This is a genomic window from Bradyrhizobium sp. CCH5-F6, assembly GCF_001556045.1.
GTDB lineage: Bacteria > Pseudomonadota > Alphaproteobacteria > Rhizobiales > Xanthobacteraceae > Bradyrhizobium.
The window spans coordinates 192,809-211,592 of the sequence record NZ_LSIC01000094.1 but is presented as its reverse complement, the minus strand read 5'-3'; the positions used below and the strand labels follow the sequence as shown (position 1 = coordinate 211,592).

Below are 18,784 nucleotides of genomic sequence, written 5' to 3'. Positions count from 1 at the left end.
AATGGGTAGTCTGTCAGGCAAGAACGCTGTCGTGACCGGGTCGACCAGCGGCATCGGGCTCGCTTACGCGCGCGCATTCGCCGCCGCCGGCGCCAACGTCGTCATCAACGGCTTCGGCTCGGCCGAGGACATCGAGAAGGAACGCGCCAAGATCGAGTCGGACTTCAAGGTCAAGGCGATCTACTCGCCGGCCGACATGACCAAGCCCGCCGAGATCGCCGGCATGATCGCGCTCGGCGAGAAGACGTTCGGCTCGGTCGACATCCTGGTCAACAACGCCGGCATCCAGTTCGTCTCGCCGATCGAGGAGTTTCCGCCGGAGAAGTGGGACCAGATCATCGCGATCAACCTGTCCTCGGCCTTCCATGCCATCCGTGCCGCCGTCCCCGGCATGAAGAAGAAGGGCTGGGGCCGCATCATCAACACGGCATCCGCGCATTCGCTGGTTGCCTCGCCCTTCAAGTCGGCCTACGTCTCTGCCAAGCACGGCATCGCCGGTCTCACCAAGACCGTGGCGCTGGAGGTCGCGACCCACAAGATCACCTGCAACTGCATCAGCCCCGGCTATGTCTGGACGCCGCTGGTCGAAAAGCAGATCCCCGACACGATGAAGGCGCGCAATCTGACGCGCGAGCAGGTCATCAACGACGTGCTGCTCGACGCGCAGCCGACCAAGGAGTTCGTCACCTCCGAGCAGGTCGCGGCGCTCGCGCTGTTCCTGTGCAGCGACGATGCCGCGCAGATCACCGGCACCAATCTCTCGATCGACGGCGGCTGGACCGCGGAGTAAGCACGACGAGGCAGTGCCGCCGGGTGGGCAGAGGAGCGTTGCGCCGTGCCCACCCGGCGTTCCCTATCGACGTGACATGGTGGGCACGCCTTCGCTTTGCTCACCCCAGGATTCTATCGTCCGGTCCCGGCCTCAATGGCTCCAGGCCAGCGCCGTCACGATGGCCGACGACAAATTCAACTCCGCAAACATGATCTTGCCGGCGACCGCGAACAGCACGCAGGCAAGCGTCAGCCGCAGCACCGTCTCGGGCACGCGCGTCGCGCTGAAGCTGCCGACGATGATGCCGGGCAGAGAGCCCAGCAGCAGCACGCCCATCAGGGCCCAGTCGACGTCACCGAGCGCCCAGTGTCCGATGCCGGCAACCAGTGTCAGCGGCACCGCATGGGCGATGTCGGAGCCGACGATGGTCGCCATCGGCAGGCGCGGATAGAGCAGCAGCAGCACGGTGACGCCGACCGCGCCGGCGCCGACAGAGGAGATCGAGACCAGCACGCCCAGCACGATGCCGGTGATCACGGTCGCGATCAAAGTCGTGCGCTCGTCGACCTGCTCGAGTCGCTTTCGATAGCGGTCCATGATCGACTTGCGAAAGATCAGCGAGGTCGCAGTCAGCAGCAGCGCAAAGCACAGCACCAGATTGACCAGGCTGCGCTCGGCATCGCTCTTGAGGTCGAGCTTCCACAGCACCAGCAGCGTCACCGCGCTGGCGGGAATGCTGCCGCAGGCGAGCCGCAGCACCGCCGGCCAGTGCACGCTGCGCGACCAGCCATGCACCACGCTGCCGCCGGCCTTGGTGGCGGCGGCATAGAGCAGGTCGGTGCCGACCGCGGTGGCGGGGTGGACGCCGAACAACAGGATCAGCAGCGGCGTCATCAACGAGCCGCCGCCGACGCCGGTCATCCCGACAAGCAGGCCGACGGCGAATCCGGAAGCGACGTAAAGTGGATCGAACATATCGAGGGGAAGCTTAGGTTGATCTCGTCGGCTGGGCAATACGACGTAGAATGAACCTTCCCTGATGGGCAAGCTTTTCGATCAAATGAGAAAGATCTTTCCGCGCCGGGGCGATGGGCAGTCGTTTCGCCCAACTCGGTGCCCTCCTGCGAAACAGCCGTTCGCGGTGCTCACGCGCCGACGCCGAGGAAATCCCGCGCCAGGGCAGGGTTTGCGGTCAGCTCGGCGGAGGTGCCCTCGAACACCACGTGGCCGTTGTTGAGGCCGTAGACGCGGGTGGCGAAGCTCAGCGCTGCGGCGACGTTCTGCTCCACCACGATCATGGTGCGGCCTTCGCGCGCGAGGTCGGCGGCAACGTTGACGAGGTCGCGCACGATCAGCGGCGCCAGGCCCTCGAACGGTTCGTCGAGCAGGATGATGCGGGCGTCCCGGATCAGCGCGCGGGCGATCGAGAGCATCTGCTGCTCGCCGCCCGACAGCGTTCGTCCGAGAGACTTGCGTCGTTCCTTCAGGCGCGGAAACACACCGTAGATGCGATCGAACGACCACGCCTTCGGCGCGGTCAAGGCCGCGATGCGCAGGTTTTCCTCGACCGTCAGGCCGCCGAAGATCGCGCGCTCCTCGGGGACGAGCTGCACGCCCATGTTGGCGATGGCGGATGGAGCGAGACCGCTGATCGGTTTGCCATCGAGCCGGATCTCGCCACTCCTCGGGGCGAGCACGCCCATGATCGAGCGCAGCGTCGTGGTCTTGCCGGCGCCGTTGCGGCCGAGCAGCGCCACGACCTCGCCTTCCTCGACCCGGATCGAGAGGTCGAACAGGACATGGGAATCGCCGTAGAGCGTGTTGATGCGGTCGACTTCAAGCAGGCTCATGCGCGTGAAGCCCTCCGAGGTAAGCGTCCTGAACCTGCCGGTTGCCGCGGATCTCGTCCGCCGTGCCGTCGGCGAGCAAGCGGCCTTCGTAGAGCACGGTGATGCGTTCGGCGAGGCCGAAGATCGCGTCGAGGTCGTGCTCGACGATGACGATGGTGCAGGTCCGGGCGATGTCGCGGATCAGTGTGCAGGTCGCGGCGCGTTCCGACGGGCTCATGCCGGCGAGGGGCTCGTCGAGCAACAGCACCTTCGGGCTCGTCGCAAACGCCATGCCGATCTCGAGCCGCCGCTTCTCGCCGTAGGCGAGGATGTGCGCCGGCGTGTCGGCCCGCGCTGTAAGATCGAGCAGCGCCATGATCGCGTCGATCTGTGCCTCCACCTCCGGCAGGCTGTCGGCCGTTCGCAGCAGGTCGATCCGCAGCGGTCCGCGGCAGCGTGCCAAGGCGGCGATGCGCAAATTCTTCCGCACCGAGAGATTCGGAAAGAGCTGGTTCAACTGGTTGGACTTGGCGATGCCGAATTGCGCGGTCCGGCTGACGCCGTGGCCGGTCACTTGCGATCCGAACAACAGCACATGACCCGAGGTCGGGCTGACCTCGTCCAGCAGCATCTTGAACAGCGTGCTCTTGCCGGCGCCGTTCGGGCCGATCACGGCATGAATGGAGCCGCAGCGCACCTTGAACGAAACGCCGTCGACGGCTTTCAGGCCGCCATAGTGCCGCGCGAGCGCGCAGGCTTCCAGGGCAATGTCGCTGTCGCCGGTGGCGGGTGAGGGCAATGGCAGGGCAGTGTCGCGACGGCCGCCCGATGCAGCTTTCACCGCGCCGCCGGCCTCGATCGCCTCGGTTGCGGCCTCAGCGGCCTGACGTGCGGAAAGGGTCCGGCGCTCGGTCAACCAATGGATGATCTCGCCGCAAATGCCCCGGCGCAGGCCCACGACCAGCACGATGAAGGCGATGCCGAGCACCAGCTTCCACAGCGTGGTGAGGCCGGGAATGAGCTGGAGGTTGTCGCGCAGCCAGAGCCAGACCGCGGCGCCGACCAGCGGTCCGATCAGGGTGTTGGCGCCGCCGACGATGGTCTGGACCACGAGCTGGCCCGACGTCTCCAGCGAGAATGCATCCGGTGGCATGTAGCTCTGGAACGAGCCGAGCAGGCCGCCGGCGAGTCCCGCATAGAGCGCGGCGATGACGAAGGCTGCGAGCTTGTAGGCCGGCACGTTGTGGCCGAGCATTGCGACGCGCGCGGTGTTCTCCTTGATCGCGAGCAGGATCGCGCCCACGGGAGAGCGGACGATGCGGCGCGCCAGCACGTAGCCACCGAAGAAGATCACCGCGAACAGCACGTACATCGGCAGACCTGCGCCGATGCGGATGGCATGCTCGCCGAAGCCGAGCACGGGCACCGGCACCCCGGGAATGCCGTTTTCGCCACCCGTGTAGTGCGACAGCGGCGAGTTCTCGATGAAATAGGCCATCTGGCCGAACGCCAGCGTGATCATCGTGAAGTAGATGCCGATGCGGCGCACCGCGAGCCAGCCGACGACGAGCCCGAATGCGCCGGCCGATATTGTACCGGCGGCGAGCGCCAGCCACACGCTGCTCAGCGTGCCGGAAACCAGCAGATACGCCGTGACGAAGCCGCCGACGCCGTAGAACGCGGCCTGGCCGAATGACAGGAGGCCGGCGAGGCCGAACAGGATGTCGAAGCCGAGCCCGATCAGTCCCCAGTTCAGCACCCGCGTCAGCAGATCGATGGAGAAGCCGAGATGCGGCAGCACCACCGGTGCCGCAATCAGCGTGGCAAGAATCGCGAGCTCCGGAATGTGGCTCCGCAGCCCGTTCGATCGCGACTTGTTCATACCCGTCCTTCCGAGCCGAACAGGCCCTGCGGGCGCAGCACCAGGAGCAGCGCCATCAGCGCGTAGAGCATCACTTCCGAATAGGAGGAGTTGAACGCGCTGGTGAGGCTGATGATCTCGCCGGCGATCAGCCCGCCGACCACCGCGCCGGGGAACGAGCCGAGGCCGCCGAGCACGATCACGACGAAGGACTGCGCCATGAAATTCGCGCCCATGTCCGGTGTCACCGCGACGACCGGCGCGTACAGCATGCCGGCAAGACCAACCGCGACGACGCCGATCGCGAACACCAGCAGGAAGGTGCGCCGCAGATTGATGCCGAGGATGCCGACCATGCCGGGGTTCTCGATTCCGGCGCGAACCACGAGACCCATCGAAGTGCGGTAGAGCACGAGATAGAGGCCGACCAGCAGCGTTGCGATGATGGCGATGAGCTGGAGACGGTAGGTCGGATAGATCAGGAAGCCGAGCTGCGTTGCGCCCTGTCCCCATGACGGCGTCGGCACGCGCTGCGCGTTGCCGCCGAAGACGGCGCGCACGCACTCCACGAGCACAATGCCGATGCCGTAGGTGACGAGGATCTGGTCTTCATGCGGCCGGCCGTAAAAGAAGCGGATGATCAGACGCTCAAGCAGGAAGCCGAGCACCAGCATGAAGCCGCAGCCGACCGCGATCGCGAGCAGGAACGACTGGGTGTATTGCAGCATGACGAAGGCGGCATAGGCGCCCACGGCGAATAACGCGCCGTGGGCGAAGTTCAGGACACCGAGCGTGCCCAGGATGATCGTCAGGCCACTGCTGACGAGCGCCAGCAGCGAACCGAGGGCGAGGCCGTTGAAGGCCTGCGAGGCGAGGGCGGGCCAGCTTGGCATCTGGGCGGCTCAGGTATAGGGGCCGAGCTTGCAGCCGAACAGGTCCGGCGGATTCATCACGCTCTCGCCTTCGGCGACGTCGACGATCTCGTAATAGTCCTCGGGCCCCTTCATCGCCGCCGGCGCCTTGCCGCGCAGGACCGGGATCGGACGCACCATCTGGTGATCCTCGGCGCGGAAATAGACCTTGCCGATCGTGGTCTCGTAAGGCTGCTCCTTCGAGGCCTCCATCGCCTTGATGACCTCGACCGGATTGAAACTCTTCACCCGCTCGACCGTCAGCGCCCAGAGATAGGTCTGCATGTAGCCGATATGGGCGCCCCAGCGCGGGTGATACTTGTTCTTCTCGACGAAGGCGTCGACGAAGCCCTTGGCGAGCGGATAGCGATCCGACAGCGTCCACCAGAAGTCGCAACTACCATAGACGCCCTGCATGATTTCGGCGCCGAGCTCCTTGTCCTGGAAGGAGGACAGGTTCGGCACCACCAGCTTCATCTTCTTGAGCACGCCGAATTGCTCGGCTTGCTTGGTCGAGGCGACCGCGTCGGCACCGAAGGCGATGTTGACGAACACGTCCGCACCGCTGTTGGCGATGTTGAGAAGCGCCGAGGAATAGTCGGTGGTGCCGAGCGGGACCACTTCCTTGGCGACCTGTTGCCAGCCCTGCTCCTTCGAGAACTTCGCGAAGCTGTCATAGACCGTATGACCGTAAGTGTAGTCCGGTACCAGGAAGGCGGTCTTCATGTTCTTGCCGAGCGCCTTGGCGACGACAGGCGCGAGCGCCTTGGCGGCCATGTAGGCGTTCTGCTGCGAGCGGAAGCCATAGCGCTGGCAGTTCTTGCCGGTGATGTCGTTGGAGCCGGCGATGCCCACCATGTAGAGCACCTTTTCGCGCGAGCCCAACTCCTCCAGCGCGATTGCGCTCGCGCTCGACACCGAGCCTGACAGCATGATCGCCTTGTCGCGCTGGATGAACTGCGTGGCGCTCTGTACGTCGAGATTGGGTTTGCCCTCGGTGTCAGACACCTTGTAGCGGATCTGGCGGCCGAGCACGCCCTTGCCTTGCAGGCCCCATTTCTTCGCGGAATCGCTGCCCGCGTTGATCTCCGAGATCGCAAGCTCGTAACCAAGCTTGAGATCGCCGCCGTCACCGGAGAAAACGCCGGTGAGCGGAATGGTCAGTCCGACGAAGACCGAGTCCGCGGTGACGCCGTCCGGGAAGGTGCCGATGCTGGCCGGCGTCTGCGCCCAGGCGGCGCTACCTGGAAGCACGAGACCGGCAGCGGCGCCTGCGCTTCCGAGCAGAATCTGACGACGATCAAGCTTCATGACTCACCTTCCATGTTTCATCACCGCCGGATCGGCCGGTGAAATGCGGTTGGGTACGAGCCGGGCTCACGACCCGGCATCGATGTGATCGCTCTCCGCGTCCGGCTGGGACGCCGCGCTTCCGGTGAAGGACACGGGATTGAGCCGGCGGCGGTTGACGCTGAGATCGAAAATGTCGAATCGGTTGTAGTAGCCGACCACGTCATGAAACTGCTTGGGCTCGACGCAGCGGTTGAGATCGATCTCGGCGTAGAGGATGCCTTCCTCGTCGCGCAGCGCCTCGCCGATCTGCTCGCCGGTCGGATCGAGGAAGAAGGTTTCCGCGCGCGGTGTCGCGTCGAGCACGGCGGCGGCGGAGGCGTCGCGCGCCACCAGCATGTCGCGCGCCGCCTTGTCGAGCACACCCGCGGTGACGAGGCCGAACACCTTTGCTTCGAAGCAATGCGCGCTCGCCCGGATCCGGGTGGCTGCTGCGATGTGGTAATTGCCGCCGCCGGCCGGCCGGCGGGTCGGCCAAACCGGCGGCCAGCTCGAAATATGAAGCTGCTCACCCTGCGCCATCAGCGAATAACGTGCCAACGGGTTGGTGTTCTCGCCGCAGATCAGTTGCCCGATCTTGCCGAGCCTGGTGTCGACGACGCGCAGGCCCGCGCCGTCGCCGCCGCTCCAGATCAGCTTCTCGTAGAAGGTCGGCACCAGCTTGCGGTGGTGGTTGAGGATCTCGCCGTCCTCGCCGATCAGGAGGTTGGTATTCCAGATGGCACCGACGCTCGCCGGCGACTTCTCGCTGATGCCGATCGATACCACGACGCCGAGCGCGCGCGCTTCGTCGCGGATCGCCTTGATCTCGGGGCCGTCGACCAGCACGGACTGGTCCGCCATGCGGACGAACAGGTCGTGATTGTCGATCGGAGCCCAGAGCGCAGCCCATACCGGGAATGCGGGAATGAACGTCTCGGAGAATGCCACGATCTCGGCGCCCGCGGCCGCTGCCTCCCGGATGAGCGAGATTGCCTTCTTTGTGGTCGCCGAGCGGTCGAGAAACACCGGCGCGGCATGCACCGCGGCGGCCTTGAAGCGAGGAAGCATGGCTTTGTCCTTGGTTCAGGACAGGCTAGTGGGGTCCCCGGGGGCTCCGATACAGACAATCCTGCAAGACGGCTTGCAGGGGGCGACAATCCGTCCCAGCGTGCATCGCCGCTGGCACAGCGCTTGCTGTCGGGTGGGGCATGCAGGAGTTCAACTCACTCGACTGGGACGACCTCAAGATATTCCTTCACGCGGCCCGCGGCGGAAGCCTGGGCAGCGCGGCCAAACGTCTGCGGGTCGACCAATCCACCATCAGCCGGCGGATCGCGCATCTCGAATGCGCGCTGGGCGCGACGTTGTTCGAGCGTTCACCGCAGGGGTTGCGTGTCAACGAAGCCGGCGAGCGCCTGCTCTGTCACGCCGAGCGGATCGAGAGCGCCGTCATTGCGATGCATCAGGACGTGCAGCGCGGCGGCAGCCGGATGGCGGGCCGCGTCCGGCTCGCGACGATGGAAGGTATTGCCTCGCTCTATCTCGCATTTCGCTTCGCACCGCTGCGGCAACGTTATCCGGATCTCACCGTCGAGCTCCTGACCTCGCCGCAGGCGGTCTCGGTCAATCGCCGCGAGGCCGATATCTTCCTGAGCTTCTTCCGTCCGCCGGGACAGGGCATGGCGTCCGAGCGGCTCGGCAGCTTTCAGCTCGCCCTCTACGGCTCACAAGATTACCTGGCACGCGAGGGCATGCCCGAACGGCCCGCGGACCTCGCGCGCCACAGCTTCGTCACCTACATCGACGATTTGATCCAGCTCGACTCGGTGCGCTGGCTCGACGACATCATCCGCAATCCGCCGGTCAGCTTTCACTCCAACAGCATGATCGCGCAGATGAACGCAGCGGCCGGCGGCATCGGCCTGGTGCTGCTGCCGAGCTTTGCGGTGGCCGGCCGCAGCGATCTGGTTCCGGTGCTGCACGAGAAGATGTCGACGACGCGCGACGTCTGGATCAACGTCCACAGCGACCTCCAGTTCGTGCCGCGTATCCGAGCCGTCTCGAGCTATCTCAAGGCGATGTTCAAGTCCGACCCGCTGATGCAGGCGGATACGTCAGGCCGCAAGATGCTCGACGCGCTGCTGGTGGCGGATGCCGCGGTCGTCGCATTTCAGAGCGGCTGAGGGGGCGACGGCTAAGCCGAGCCGCTGCCGCACGATCCAGAACAAGAGCACCGTCTCGAAGCTGAGCGAGATCGAGGTCGCGGCCGCGGCGCCATGGCCGCCATAGCGCGGCACCAGCGCAATGCAGAGCACGAGGTTCATCACGAAGGCCAGTGCATAGGCCAGCGCACAGATCTTCTGCTGCCCGAGCATGTTGAGCAGCCGCTCCACCGGCCCGATCGCGGAGCGCACCACGAGCCCGATCGCAGCGACGAACATGATGTCGTAGCCGATCACGAATTGTGGCCCGAACAGCCAGAGCAACGGCTTGCCGAGCGCCAGCAGCACAATGGTCGCGGCCAGCGACGGCCAGAAGGTCCAGTTGATGGCGTGGGCCACATAGGCCGACAGGCGCGCCTTGTCGCCGAGTGCATTGTATTCCGCAAAGCGATGCGCCGTCGTTGCCGACATCGCGTAGTGGATGAACGAGACCAGCGCCAGCGTCTTCACCACGGCGAAATAGACGCCGACCTCGTCCGAGGGGCGGAACTGCTGCAGCACCAGCACGTCGGTGTAAGACAAGAGCAGGTAGAAGCTCTCGACCAGCAGGATCGGCAATGAGACGGCGAGCCAGCCCTTGACGTCATAGGCTTTCGGTCCCGGCTCGATGTGACCGGCGAGCTTGCGGTTGAGCACCAGCATCTGCCCGGTCATGGCGATCCAGACAGCACCTGCGCTCGCGACCATCGCGGCGACCGCACCGAGATGATAGCCGAGCAGGAAGGCCGCGGCCGTGAGGCAGATGATCAGCGCCTGGCGGATGATGAATTGCGGCATCAGGCCGAGCTGCATCCAGTCATGCGAGCGCGCGATCCCGTCCTGGGTATTGGCGACGACGAAAGCAGGGAGGGTCATGCAGCCGATATAGAGCGGCAGTTCCTCGGCCGGGTCGATCCAGGGCGACAGCAGCCTGACGATGCCTGCAAGGGCGAGCGAGACCAGCGCGGAAACGGCAAAGGTCAGCCAGCGGCTGCCGGAGAGAAAGCCGCGCAGCAGTGCCTGCTCGCCGCTGGTGCGGTACTCCGGGATGATCTTCTGCGCGGAGGCGGAGATGCCGAAATCCATCATGCTGCCGAGCAGCAGCACCCAGGTCCAGACATAGACATAGACGCCGTAGTCGGACGTGCCCATCCAGCGCGCGAGCAGGACCTGCGAGACATAGGCTAGTCCCGCGCTGATCACGCGGATGATGAAGATGGTGCCGGCGAGCCGCCGCGTCAGCGATGCTTCGCTCGATCCGCCCGTCAACTTGGCCCTCAGCCGCGCCATCAGCGCGGCCGGTCCGGTCGTTGCGGGTTGTGCATCCATCACGGCCACGTCGAACAGTCCCCGATTTTTCGCATGCTGCGGCAGGCCTGGGACTTAGCAACCATTCGTTAAGATTCGGTTGGGTGGGGGCGCTATTGCCCCACTCTCCGGGACCGATGATTCCAAATGCTGGCTACTCGAGAAAACTCGCAATCACGAGGCTTCGCCAGACTCAATCCTTCGCTAATCCAGATTCGTATTGAACTCGTACGCCTTGTCAGGCCCGACCAGCGTGAACTTCAACGCCGCGCCATCCGGCTTTGCGCCCGGCGGCAGGCCGTCCAGCTCGAACGAAAAACGCTTCACGCCGGCCGGGCTTTCTTTGACCGGCTCCGGAATCGGCAGCGCCCAATCGGGTGTCGGGCCTTCCACGAACAGATTGACGTTGCGGCTGTCCGGCGTCACCACGTCGACCACCACGTTCTTGGGTCCGTCACGCTTGACGTCGCGGATGGTGAGCGGATTGGGGTCGCCGATATTGGCGGGCTTGGGCACGGTATCGAGCGCGGCCCGCAAGTTCGCATCCTCGGTCGAGGCGACGCTGTTGAAGCCGAGCTCGACGCTGGCCTCGACCGGAATGCAGAGCTTCTCGCACACCGCGTAGTTGATCTCCGCGCGCAAGGTCACCGGCTTGTCGGCCGCCTTGGCGACGATGCGCAAGGGCAGCACGATCTGGTTGTGATAGCCGATCGAATGGCCGCCCGCGCCGTCGTCGAATTTCAGCGGCGCCGGCCACATGATCGTCACCGCCTCGACATTGTCGGACTTCGAGAAGTCGAACCGCGGTGGAACGCCGGAATCGCCGGGCGTACGCCAATAGGTCTTCCAGCCGGGCTGGAGCTGGAACGCGATACCGCCGAGCAGGACCGCGCCGCTGCGCGATCCCGCCAATAGCCGCACCGCGGAATGTCCGTCGCGTTGCCACGGCGACGCGTCATCGGCACGGGCCGCGATGGTCAAAGACGACGCAAGCAGGGTTGCCGCGACGCCAATCGCCGCATGCAGGGGAACTCTCGTGAGCATGGTACGTCTTTACAGGGTCGCCCAGGGCCAAACCATTGAATTGCTTGTGATGGATGGACTTGAGTCTCCGATCAAGTCGCCGCAAGCCTTGATTTGACAGCCGCCCGGTCCGACATCAGGATAGGAATTGAAACCGGAGTGCTTCACCGATGGCTCCCACAGGCAAGAGGACGGGCGAAAGCACCCGCAGCTCGGGCCACGCGCCGCCCAGTTCGGCCGGCTATCTCGACGGCCGGCTCCTGATCGCGATGCCCGTGATGGGCGATTCCAGGTTCGAGCGCTCGGTGATCTATCTCTGTGCCCATTCCGCCGAGGGAGCGATGGGCATCATCGTGAATCACCCGGCCGGCAGCATCGATTTCCCCGAGCTCTTGCAGCAGCTCGGCATCATCAGGAAGGGCGAGCACATCAAGCTGCCGGAGAATGCCGAAAGCATGAAGGTGCTGCGGGGCGGCCCGGTCGACACCGGCCGCGGCTTCGTGCTGCATTCCAGCGATTTCTACATCGAGAATGCGACGCTGCGGATCGACGACGGCGTCTGCCTCACCGCGACCGTCGACATCCTGCGCGCGATCGCCAACGGCTCCGGCCCCAAGCACGCCATCCTCGCGCTCGGCTATGCCGGCTGGGCGCCGGGACAGCTCGAAACGGAGATCCAGAGCAACGGCTGGCTGCATTGCGATGCCGATGCGGATTTGATCTTCGGCGACGACGTCGACGACAAATACACCCGTGCTTTGCAGAAGATCGGTATCGATCCCGGCATGCTCTCGAACGAGGCCGGGCACGCGTAGCATCAGGTCCGCTGTATTCGCTCCTATTCGCCGCTGTCGTCGCCCGGTCAAGCCGGGCGATGACACCATTTGCTGAGCTGCGCGTGACGCGCGCTACTCCGCCGCCTGCTGCTGCACCGTCGGCTCGGTCCCCGCCACTGTCGCCCTGCGCATGTCGCGAGGCTGCGACTGGTCGTAGCGGCGGACGCGGTGCATGGTCTGGCGGTTGTCCCACATCACGAGGTCATGCAGCTTCCATTTGTGGACGTAGACGAACTCGGGTTGCGTCGCGTGCTCGGTCAGATCGCGCAGCAACAGCCGGCCCTCGGGAACGCTCATGCCCACGATCTTGCCGGCATGCGACGAGAGATACAGCGATTTGCGGCGATGGACGGGATGGGTGCGCACCAGCCGCTGCAGCACCGGCTTGAACATCTCCTTCTCATCGTCGGTGTATTCGGTGAAGCCGAGCGACCCGCGCGAATACATCAGCGAGTGCTCGCAGACGAGGTCCTCGATCTCCGCTTTCGTCTCGTCGTCGAGAGCGTCATAGGCCGCGCGCATGTCGGCGAATTCGGTGTTGCCGCCCTTCGGATTCACCAGGCGCGCCGACAGCAGTGAAAATTTCGCCGGGATGGGACGAAACGAGCTGTCGGAGTGCCACAGGCAATTGCCGAGATTGAACAGATGCGCGCGGCTGTCTTTCGCCAGCGGCTTGCCGTCCTTGCCGAGATTGGAGACGTCGTTCAGGCCGGATTGCAGCCGGTAGTCCTTCTCCTTGGTGACGGTGCCGCCGCGCGCGTCCTCGCGCTGGCCGAAGTTCAGCGCGAAGGCCATCTGCTGCTCGTCGGTGATGTCCTGGTCGTGGAAAACCAGCACCGCGTATTTGTCCATGGCGGCCTCGACCTGGCGCGCTTCAGCCTCGGTGAGAGGCTTTCGCAAATCGAGGCCGGACACCTCGCCGACAAAATGCTTCTGGAGCTGCCGGATGGCGATCGTCATGACGTTCTCTCCCGCGGGTCGCGAGCGGTTGGTCCCGCCCTGTTGGCGAAAAAGCTACTCCCGCGTCAGTCGTTGTCAACGCTCGCCGCGCATGGCCGTCACGCGTTCCGCGCCATCAATCCGCCGTCGACCGGGATCACGGCGCCGGTGAGGAACGACGCCGCCGGCAGGCACAGGCTCAGCGTCATATGCGCGACCTCTTCAGGATCGCCGTAGCGGCCGAGCGCGGTGCGGCGCTTGGCGTAGATCGCCTTGTGCTCCTCGGAGATTCGGTCGGTGATGGCGGTGCGGATCGGTCCGGGGCAGATACAGTTGACGGTGATGCCCTCGCGGCCGAGCTCCACCGCCAGCGAGCGGGTGAGGCTGGCGACGCCACCCTTCGCCGCCGAATAGGGACTGTGCAGCGCGGTGGCGCCGAGCGCCTCGGTCGAGGCGATGTTGACGATGCGCGGGCTCCTCGACTTGCGCAGGTGCGGCAGCGCGGCACGGATGATGCGCGGATGCGCCGTCAGCATCACGGCGATGCCCTTGGCCCAGGCGTCCTCATAGGCCTCATCGTCGATCGCGACACGCACGGAGATGCCGGCATTGTTGACGACGATGTCGATCGCCCCGAAATGCGCGGCGACATCGCCGACCACGCGCTTGATCTCGCCGCCGTCGCCGACGTCGAGCTTCCACGCTCTTGCTGCGCCACCGCTCGCCGTGATGTCCTTGGCGACCGCATGCGCGCCCTGCTCGTCGAAATCCGTGACCGCAACGTTGGCGCCCTCGGTGGCGAACACGCGCGCAGTCGCGCGCCCCATGCCGCTGGCCGCGCCGGTGATGAGGACGGTCAGACCCTTCACGGACCGGCTGAGCTCCTTGACGTCGGACATGCTGTTCCTCGCGCTGTGCTTGTTCTTGTTGTGATTGACAAGGCTGGCATCGATCCGCAGACAGGTCAAACAAGCAAGACGAAAACAAGCAAGGGGAGGCCGCGATGGCGAACGAGCTCGATTTCTCAGGCAAGCAGGTGCTGGTGGTCGGCGGTTCCAGCGGCATCGGCAACGGCATCGCGCAGGCGTTTCGCGCGAGAGGCGCGCATGTCGCGGTTTGCGGCACGCGTGCCCGGCCCGCGGAATATTCCATCGAGGAAGGCTCCGATCTCACGGGCCTCGCCTATGCCCAGCTCGATGTCGGAAATGCCGGAGCGGTCGAGGCGTTCAAGCCGTCCTTCGACAGGCTCGATGTGCTCGTGCTGGCGCAGGGCGCGGTGCTCTATCGCCGCGGCGAGTTCGAGATGGCCGGCTTTCGCAAGGTGGTCGAGGTCAACCTGATGAGCCTGATGGCCTGCGCGACGCGCTTCCATTCCATGTTGCGGGATTCCAAGGGGTCGCTGATCATCGTGTCCTCGACCGCCGCTTATCATTCCACCATGGGCAATCCCGCCTACAATGCGTCGAAGACCGGCGCGGTCGGATTGACGCGGACTTTGGGCGAGGCCTGGGCCGAGGACGGCATCCGCGTCAACGGCATCGCACCCGGTCTCGTCGACACCAAGATGACGAAGGTGACGACCGACAATCCGAAGCGGCTCGAAGGCGCACTCGCGCGCATCCCGCTGCGACGATTGGGCACGCCGGCCGACATGGCGGGCGCGGCGCTGTTCCTGGCCTCGCCGCTGTCGTCCTACATCATCGGCCAGACGCTGGTCGTCGATGGTGGGCTCATTCTCTAAACGTCATGGAACTGCGCTGCCCCTGATCGGTTACTTGGGCTGACCCCCGAGGAGGAACGTCATGGACACGGATCGTATTGTTGGATCGGCCAAGGAATTTGCCGGACGCGCGGAAGGCGCGATCGGAGACATCGCAGGCGATGCCAAGACGCAGGCGTCGGGCAAGGCACGGGAAGCTGCAGGCACGGTGCAGAATCTCTACGGCCAGGCCAAGGATGCGGTGCGTGATGCCACGGACACCGCGGCGAGCTATGCCAAGGACGCCTACGAGAACAGTGGCGAAACCTTCCGCGACGGTTCTAAGGCCATTGCGCAGAAGGTGCAGGACAACCCGCTCGGCGCGCTGCTGGTCGCCGGCGGCATCGGCTTCGCGCTGGCGCTCCTGATGTCGCGACCCGCCCGCCGCCCGCCGCCGCGCTGGCGCTATTGAGATTGAGCCAATACCACGTCATTCCGGGCTCGCACCTTCTGGTGCGGGCCCGGAATTCATTCGTTGGTACAGGTGAAGTTATTTCCGGGCTCGCGTTGCGCGCGCCGCGGAATGACATCCCAAATCACGCAAGCGAACTAACGGAACATCTCGGCCGCTCGCCCGACATTGGCGGGGGGCCGCGGGATCCCTGGATTTGAATTCGGATTACGCGGCCCTGGCGCCGGCGCCAGTTGGCGTGGCGGCGGCGGTGGCTGCGGCGAGCCGAACCCGAAGAAATCCCGGGCTGAGGGCGTCGACTGCGCCGGCTGCTGCGGCAGGACCTGCGGCTTCTTCGGCGCGAGCTTTGGCGGGGCGATCGCCGCGGCCGCGCCTGGCGAGCCTTGAGACGCGCCGCCGTCGGGCGTGGTTGCTGCCATTGGGGTATCGCCCTTGGCCTGCTCGCGGCCGACTTCGCGGCGCGGCCAGGCATAATCGTCGGCGCGACCGGCCGGAGCCGCCAGCGGCTCACCCTTCACCATGGTCTTCGCAGCGAGCGCGTCGACGGCGGCGGGACGCGTGCCCGGGCCACCCAGCAACTGATCGGTCGATATCGAGGCAGCAACCAGCGGCACGATCGGCCCGGCCAGCGGCCGCGGCGCGGGCTTGCCCGGCTCGGCGCTGGTATCGGGGGTCCCAGGCTCGCTCGGCAGCGCGATCGGGCCGGAGCGTCCCGCAAGCAGGCGCGTGATCTCGCGCTCGACATAGTGCGCGAGCTTGCGCGCGCCGGCTTTGGTAAAATAGATTCCGTCGGAGCTGCGGAGCTGGCGGATCTGGCCTTCGAAGTCGGGGCCCTTCTGAAGGAAGCGGCCGGCTTCGTCGACGAAGCCGTCCCAAACGTCCACATAGGTGATGCCGGCTTTGGCCGCGCCCTCGCGGTACAGCGAATCCAGGAACAGCGTGTCCGCGGTGCCCTTCGGTCCGCGAACCGCGGGCAGCCCGACCCAGAGCACCGGCACGCCCTTGGCCTTGAGGATGTTGGCGAGCTCCTCGATCTTCTTGCCGTAGAGCTCGACCCAGCGGTCGTCACGGAATTCGTAGAGGCCGTTCGGGTTGCGGGCGGTCTTCTCCGGCGCGGCCGCCGGCGTGTCGGCATTGTCGGCGTCGTCCTGCGGCAGGTCGGCGTCGGCAGGCTTGTCGTCCGGCTTGGCGGCAGTATCGGTGCCGGGCTTCGTCTCGCCAGGCTTGGCGTCACCCGGCTTTGCCTGCGGCTTGGCGCGCGCGCCTTTGTCGCTCTTCTTGTCTTTGTCCTTTTCGGCGGCCGCCTTGTCCGTCTTGTCGGAAGCGGGCTCGCGGATGGCGATGCGGTCGTTGAGGCCGAGCATCACGACGATCACGTCGGGCTTTTCGGTCTCGAGAATGCCCCTGGCCGCCGCCGCCCAGTCCGCGGGCTCACCCTTGGGCTGGTACTTGATCAGGCCGGACGTGGTCTTGTGCTTGCGGATCACGCCCATGTCGGGCTGCTCGCTGTAGGCGTCTTCCAGGCCATAGGCGAGCCAGTCGGCCATGGCGTCGCCGATCACCAGCACGTTCTTCTCAGGGATGGTGTCGCGCTTGGCCGGCGCCGGTGCGCGCGAAAAGTCCTGGCGGGGCGCCTGCGGCGGTTGCTGCTGGAATGGTGCAAAGAAGTCGCCGCCGAACCAGCCGCCGCCTCCACCGCCGCCACCGCGGGGCGGGGGTGGCGCCGCACGCTGCGGCGGGCCGCCGAAGCCGGGGAAGTTGAAGAACTGCGCCGAGGCGGGTCCCACGATCGAGACCAGGATCGCAAGCGACGTCCCCAGCGCGATCAACGGGCCGGTCTCGGTCAGCGCCTTGAAAAAGGACTTCTTCGACATGCGATCTCGGACACGCGCAACGGGGATCGGAAGTTGCTCGGATATAATAGCGGAATCAGGCGCCAAACGGGCAGTTTCTTTGCAGATTCTCGCCCATACACGGGGGAACAGCGCCCCCGTCAAGGCTGACGGGCAAAATCCCCGTTCAAGGTGAATTTCGCCGCGATTTCAGCGCGCCCGCAGCCGGTCCAGCACGTCGGACGATGCAAATCCGTCGGCGGGCACTCCGATCGAGGCCTGGAAGCTGCGCAGGGCTTCCCGGGTCTGACCGCCGAACTGGCCGTCCGGGGTACCCTTGTAGAAGCCGCGCTGGGCCAGCAATTGCTGCAGTTCCAGCCGTTCGGTGCGCGACAGCTCCCGCTCCTGCCGCGGCCAGGGCTGCACGAAGGGCTGTCCGCCGCGCAAACGGTCGGCGAAATGGCCGATCGCCAGCGCATAGGCCTCGGCCGGGTTGTACTTCATGATGACGCGGTAGTTCTGCAGCATCAGGAAGCCCGGTCCTTGCGCGCCCGCCGGTGCCAGCAGATAGGCCTTCTCGGCCGGATGCGGGAAGGGCTGGCCTGTCGCCCGTTTCAGCCCGAGCTTCTCCCAATGCGCGATTGGCATCGCCTTGGCGCGGTCGGCCAGCATGTAGTTGAAGCCCTGCGGCACCACGACCTCGTAGCCCCAGGTCTGGCCGGACTGCCAGCCGTCCTTCTTCAGATTGTTGGCCGTGGAGGCGATCAGGTCGGTCGGATTGTCGACGACGTCGCGCCTGCCGTCGCCGTCGCCGTCCACCGCAAAACGCTTGAACGCGGTCGGCATGAACTGCGTCGGGCCGAAGGCGCCGGCCCAGGAGCCGCGCAGCTGCTCTGGGCGCAGATCGCCGCGATTGAGGATCTCCAGCGCGGAGAGGAACTCGTCCTTGAAGTACGCCTGGCGGCGGCCGATGCAGGCGAGCGTCGCGGTCGATTGCAGCACGCTGCGGTCGCCCATCTGGGTCGAGTAATTGGACTCGATGCCCCAGATCGAGGCGATGATGTAGCGGTCGACGCCGGTGGCCCTTTCGGTGGCGTCGAACTGCGCCTTGTACTTCGCGAGAACTTCGCGGCCCTTGGCGAGGCGGTTGTCGTTCACCAGGATGTCGAGATAGGCCCAGATCGACTTGGTGAATTCCGGCTGCGAGTCCATGAGGTCCATGATGCGCAGGTCGGGCGAGAGCCCGGCCGTGAAACGCTGGAAATTCTCCTGCGTGATGCCGCGCCGTGCGGCATCGGGCCACATCGCGGCGACGCAATTGTTGAAGTTGCCGGCGGCCTCGCGGATCGCGGCGGCCGTCATCAGCGGATGGCCGGAGGCGCCGTCCTCGCCGCTCCAGGGTAACGCTCCCGTTTGCGGGCCGGGCGCAGGTTGCGTGGGCGCGGGGTTCGGGCCGGAGAAGATGCCGCCGAACAGGTTGGACAGGCCGTTCTGCGCCTGGGCGTGCGCGCAGGCCGGCAGCAGCAGGGCGGCAGCAATCATCGCTGCGCCGGTCAAAAATCCCACCCGTCTTGCCGGCCCTGCCATCGTTTGCGTCATGTCCCACCCGTCGGCCTGATATCCGCCACAGGAGGCCTGGTTAGCGTTGCCAATAGCTTAACAAAGGTGAAATTTTGGTGACGGCCTTTTTCTCAACTCTGTCGGGGCGAGGCCCCACATCCGCCTTTGTTGGCGGCTGCAAACAGGCTAGCAAGATGCATTGCTCCGTT

Annotated in this window: 17 protein-coding genes; 5 read left to right on the top strand and 12 right to left on the bottom strand. The window is 65.6% G+C overall.

Annotated elements, in window-relative coordinates; all coding sequences use genetic code 11:
- The first annotated feature begins 1 nt into the window (after position 1).
- Positions 2–790, top strand: coding sequence for a 3-hydroxybutyrate dehydrogenase (locus tag AX729_RS17455; RefSeq protein ID WP_061025180.1), 789 nt, complete (start codon positions 2–4; stop codon positions 788–790).
- A 132-nt stretch (positions 791–922) separates the two neighbouring features.
- On the opposite strand, the gene AX729_RS17450 is transcribed toward AX729_RS17455, so the two are convergent.
- The 6 genes from AX729_RS17450 to AX729_RS17425 all read right to left on the bottom strand — a co-directional run bounded on the left by AX729_RS17450 (position 923) and on the right by AX729_RS17425 (position 7,773).
- The gene (locus AX729_RS17450; RefSeq protein WP_061025177.1) at positions 923–1,747 is read right to left on the bottom strand and encodes a sulfite exporter TauE/SafE family protein; all 825 of its coding nucleotides are present in this window, start codon (positions 1,745–1,747) and stop codon (positions 923–925) included.
- A 170-nt stretch (positions 1,748–1,917) separates the two neighbouring features.
- Complete coding sequence (locus AX729_RS17445; RefSeq protein ID WP_061025175.1) at positions 1,918–2,622, bottom strand: ABC transporter ATP-binding protein; 705 nt, start codon at positions 2,620–2,622, stop codon at positions 1,918–1,920.
- Positions 2,609–4,483 (bottom strand): branched-chain amino acid ABC transporter ATP-binding protein/permease, encoded by a 1,875-nt coding sequence (locus AX729_RS17440; RefSeq protein ID WP_061025173.1) that lies wholly within the window; start codon positions 4,481–4,483, stop codon positions 2,609–2,611. The genes AX729_RS17445 and AX729_RS17440 overlap by 14 nt, the downstream gene beginning before the upstream one ends.
- Complete coding sequence (locus AX729_RS17435; protein WP_061025171.1) at positions 4,480–5,355, bottom strand: branched-chain amino acid ABC transporter permease; 876 nt, start codon at positions 5,353–5,355, stop codon at positions 4,480–4,482. Before AX729_RS17435 ends, AX729_RS17440 begins: the two co-directional genes overlap by 4 nt.
- A 9-nt stretch (positions 5,356–5,364) precedes the next feature.
- Positions 5,365–6,684 carry a substrate-binding protein gene (locus AX729_RS17430; protein WP_061025169.1) on the bottom strand — a complete coding sequence of 440 codons (1,320 nt, stop codon included), beginning with the start codon at positions 6,682–6,684 and terminating at the stop codon, positions 5,365–5,367.
- Positions 6,685–6,750: 66 nt separating this feature from the next.
- Entirely contained in the window at positions 6,751–7,773 is a 1,023-nt protein-coding gene (locus tag AX729_RS17425) for a carbon-nitrogen hydrolase family protein (protein ID WP_061025167.1), read from the bottom strand.
- A 140-nt stretch (positions 7,774–7,913) separates the two neighbouring features.
- Here AX729_RS17425 and AX729_RS17420 point away from each other — a divergent pair, with 140 nt between their 5' ends.
- Positions 7,914–8,888: a LysR family transcriptional regulator gene (locus tag AX729_RS17420; RefSeq protein ID WP_061025160.1), complete on the top strand. Its 975-nt coding sequence runs from the start codon at positions 7,914–7,916 to the stop codon at positions 8,886–8,888.
- On the opposite strand, the gene AX729_RS17415 is transcribed toward AX729_RS17420, so the two are convergent.
- Positions 8,820–10,244 (bottom strand): flippase, encoded by a 1,425-nt coding sequence (locus tag AX729_RS17415; RefSeq protein ID WP_245325232.1) that lies wholly within the window; start codon positions 10,242–10,244, stop codon positions 8,820–8,822. The two genes, AX729_RS17420 and AX729_RS17415, sit on opposite strands and share 69 nt — an antisense overlap.
- A 174-nt stretch (positions 10,245–10,418) precedes the next feature.
- Entirely contained in the window at positions 10,419–11,258 is an 840-nt protein-coding gene (locus tag AX729_RS17410; RefSeq protein WP_061025158.1) for a protein-disulfide reductase DsbD domain-containing protein, read from the bottom strand.
- Positions 11,259–11,407: 149 nt separating this feature from the next.
- Here AX729_RS17410 and AX729_RS17405 point away from each other — a divergent pair, with 149 nt between their 5' ends.
- Positions 11,408–12,052 carry a YqgE/AlgH family protein gene (locus AX729_RS17405; protein WP_061025155.1) on the top strand — a complete coding sequence of 215 codons (645 nt, stop codon included), beginning with the start codon at positions 11,408–11,410 and terminating at the stop codon, positions 12,050–12,052.
- 93 nt (positions 12,053–12,145) lie between these two features.
- Here AX729_RS17405 and AX729_RS17400 read toward each other — a convergent pair whose 3' ends face one another.
- Together AX729_RS17400 and AX729_RS17395 are read right to left on the bottom strand one after the other, a co-directional pair.
- A complete protein-coding gene (locus AX729_RS17400) occupies positions 12,146–13,033 on the bottom strand; it encodes a TauD/TfdA dioxygenase family protein (RefSeq protein ID WP_061025154.1) in 888 nt (295 codons plus the stop codon).
- Positions 13,034–13,131: 98 nt separating this feature from the next.
- Positions 13,132–13,911 (bottom strand): SDR family NAD(P)-dependent oxidoreductase, encoded by a 780-nt coding sequence (locus AX729_RS17395; protein ID WP_061025306.1) that lies wholly within the window; start codon positions 13,909–13,911, stop codon positions 13,132–13,134.
- Positions 13,912–14,015: 104 nt separating this feature from the next.
- On the opposite strand from AX729_RS17395, the gene AX729_RS17390 reads away from it, so the two are divergent.
- On the top strand, positions 14,016–14,753 hold the full coding sequence (locus tag AX729_RS17390; protein ID WP_061025152.1) for an SDR family NAD(P)-dependent oxidoreductase: 738 nt from the start codon (positions 14,016–14,018) through the stop codon (positions 14,751–14,753).
- 61 nt (positions 14,754–14,814) lie between these two features.
- Positions 14,815–15,183 (top strand): CsbD family protein, encoded by a 369-nt coding sequence (locus AX729_RS17385; RefSeq protein WP_061025150.1) that lies wholly within the window; start codon positions 14,815–14,817, stop codon positions 15,181–15,183.
- A gap of 137 nt (positions 15,184–15,320) precedes the next feature.
- On the opposite strand, the gene AX729_RS17380 is transcribed toward AX729_RS17385, so the two are convergent.
- Together AX729_RS17380 and AX729_RS17375 are read right to left on the bottom strand one after the other, a co-directional pair.
- Complete coding sequence (locus AX729_RS17380; RefSeq protein WP_061025148.1) at positions 15,321–17,057, bottom strand: SGNH/GDSL hydrolase family protein; 1,737 nt, start codon at positions 17,055–17,057, stop codon at positions 15,321–15,323.
- A gap of 168 nt (positions 17,058–17,225) precedes the next feature.
- On the bottom strand, positions 17,226–18,614 hold the full coding sequence (locus tag AX729_RS17375; protein WP_197433611.1) for a lytic murein transglycosylase: 1,389 nt from the start codon (positions 18,612–18,614) through the stop codon (positions 17,226–17,228).
- Between the last annotated feature and the right edge of the window lie 170 nt (positions 18,615–18,784).

Coding starts and splice junctions, on each gene's coding strand:
- AX729_RS17375 (WP_197433611.1), bottom strand. CDS start 18,614: ATGACGCAAACGATGGCAGGGCCGGCAAGACGGGTGGGATTTTTGACC.
- AX729_RS17440 (WP_061025173.1), bottom strand. CDS start 4,483: ATGAACAAGTCGCGATCGAACGGGCTGCGGAGCCACATTCCGGAGCTC.
- AX729_RS17380 (WP_061025148.1), bottom strand. CDS start 17,057: ATGTCGAAGAAGTCCTTTTTCAAGGCGCTGACCGAGACCGGCCCGTTG.
- AX729_RS17390 (WP_061025152.1), top strand. CDS start 14,016: ATGGCGAACGAGCTCGATTTCTCAGGCAAGCAGGTGCTGGTGGTCGGC.
- AX729_RS17410 (WP_061025158.1), bottom strand. CDS start 11,258: ATGCTCACGAGAGTTCCCCTGCATGCGGCGATTGGCGTCGCGGCAACC.
- AX729_RS17450 (WP_061025177.1), bottom strand. CDS start 1,747: ATGTTCGATCCACTTTACGTCGCTTCCGGATTCGCCGTCGGCCTGCTT.
- AX729_RS17425 (WP_061025167.1), bottom strand. CDS start 7,773: ATGCTTCCTCGCTTCAAGGCCGCCGCGGTGCATGCCGCGCCGGTGTTT.
- AX729_RS17455 (WP_061025180.1), top strand. CDS start 2: ATGGGTAGTCTGTCAGGCAAGAACGCTGTCGTGACCGGGTCGACCAGC.
- AX729_RS17405 (WP_061025155.1), top strand. CDS start 11,408: ATGGCTCCCACAGGCAAGAGGACGGGCGAAAGCACCCGCAGCTCGGGC.
- AX729_RS17400 (WP_061025154.1), bottom strand. CDS start 13,033: ATGACGATCGCCATCCGGCAGCTCCAGAAGCATTTTGTCGGCGAGGTG.
- AX729_RS17420 (WP_061025160.1), top strand. CDS start 7,914: ATGCAGGAGTTCAACTCACTCGACTGGGACGACCTCAAGATATTCCTT.
- AX729_RS17435 (WP_061025171.1), bottom strand. CDS start 5,355: ATGCCAAGCTGGCCCGCCCTCGCCTCGCAGGCCTTCAACGGCCTCGCC.
- AX729_RS17385 (WP_061025150.1), top strand. CDS start 14,815: ATGGACACGGATCGTATTGTTGGATCGGCCAAGGAATTTGCCGGACGC.
- AX729_RS17395 (WP_061025306.1), bottom strand. CDS start 13,911: ATGTCCGACGTCAAGGAGCTCAGCCGGTCCGTGAAGGGTCTGACCGTC.
- AX729_RS17430 (WP_061025169.1), bottom strand. CDS start 6,684: ATGAAGCTTGATCGTCGTCAGATTCTGCTCGGAAGCGCAGGCGCCGCT.
- AX729_RS17445 (WP_061025175.1), bottom strand. CDS start 2,622: ATGAGCCTGCTTGAAGTCGACCGCATCAACACGCTCTACGGCGATTCC.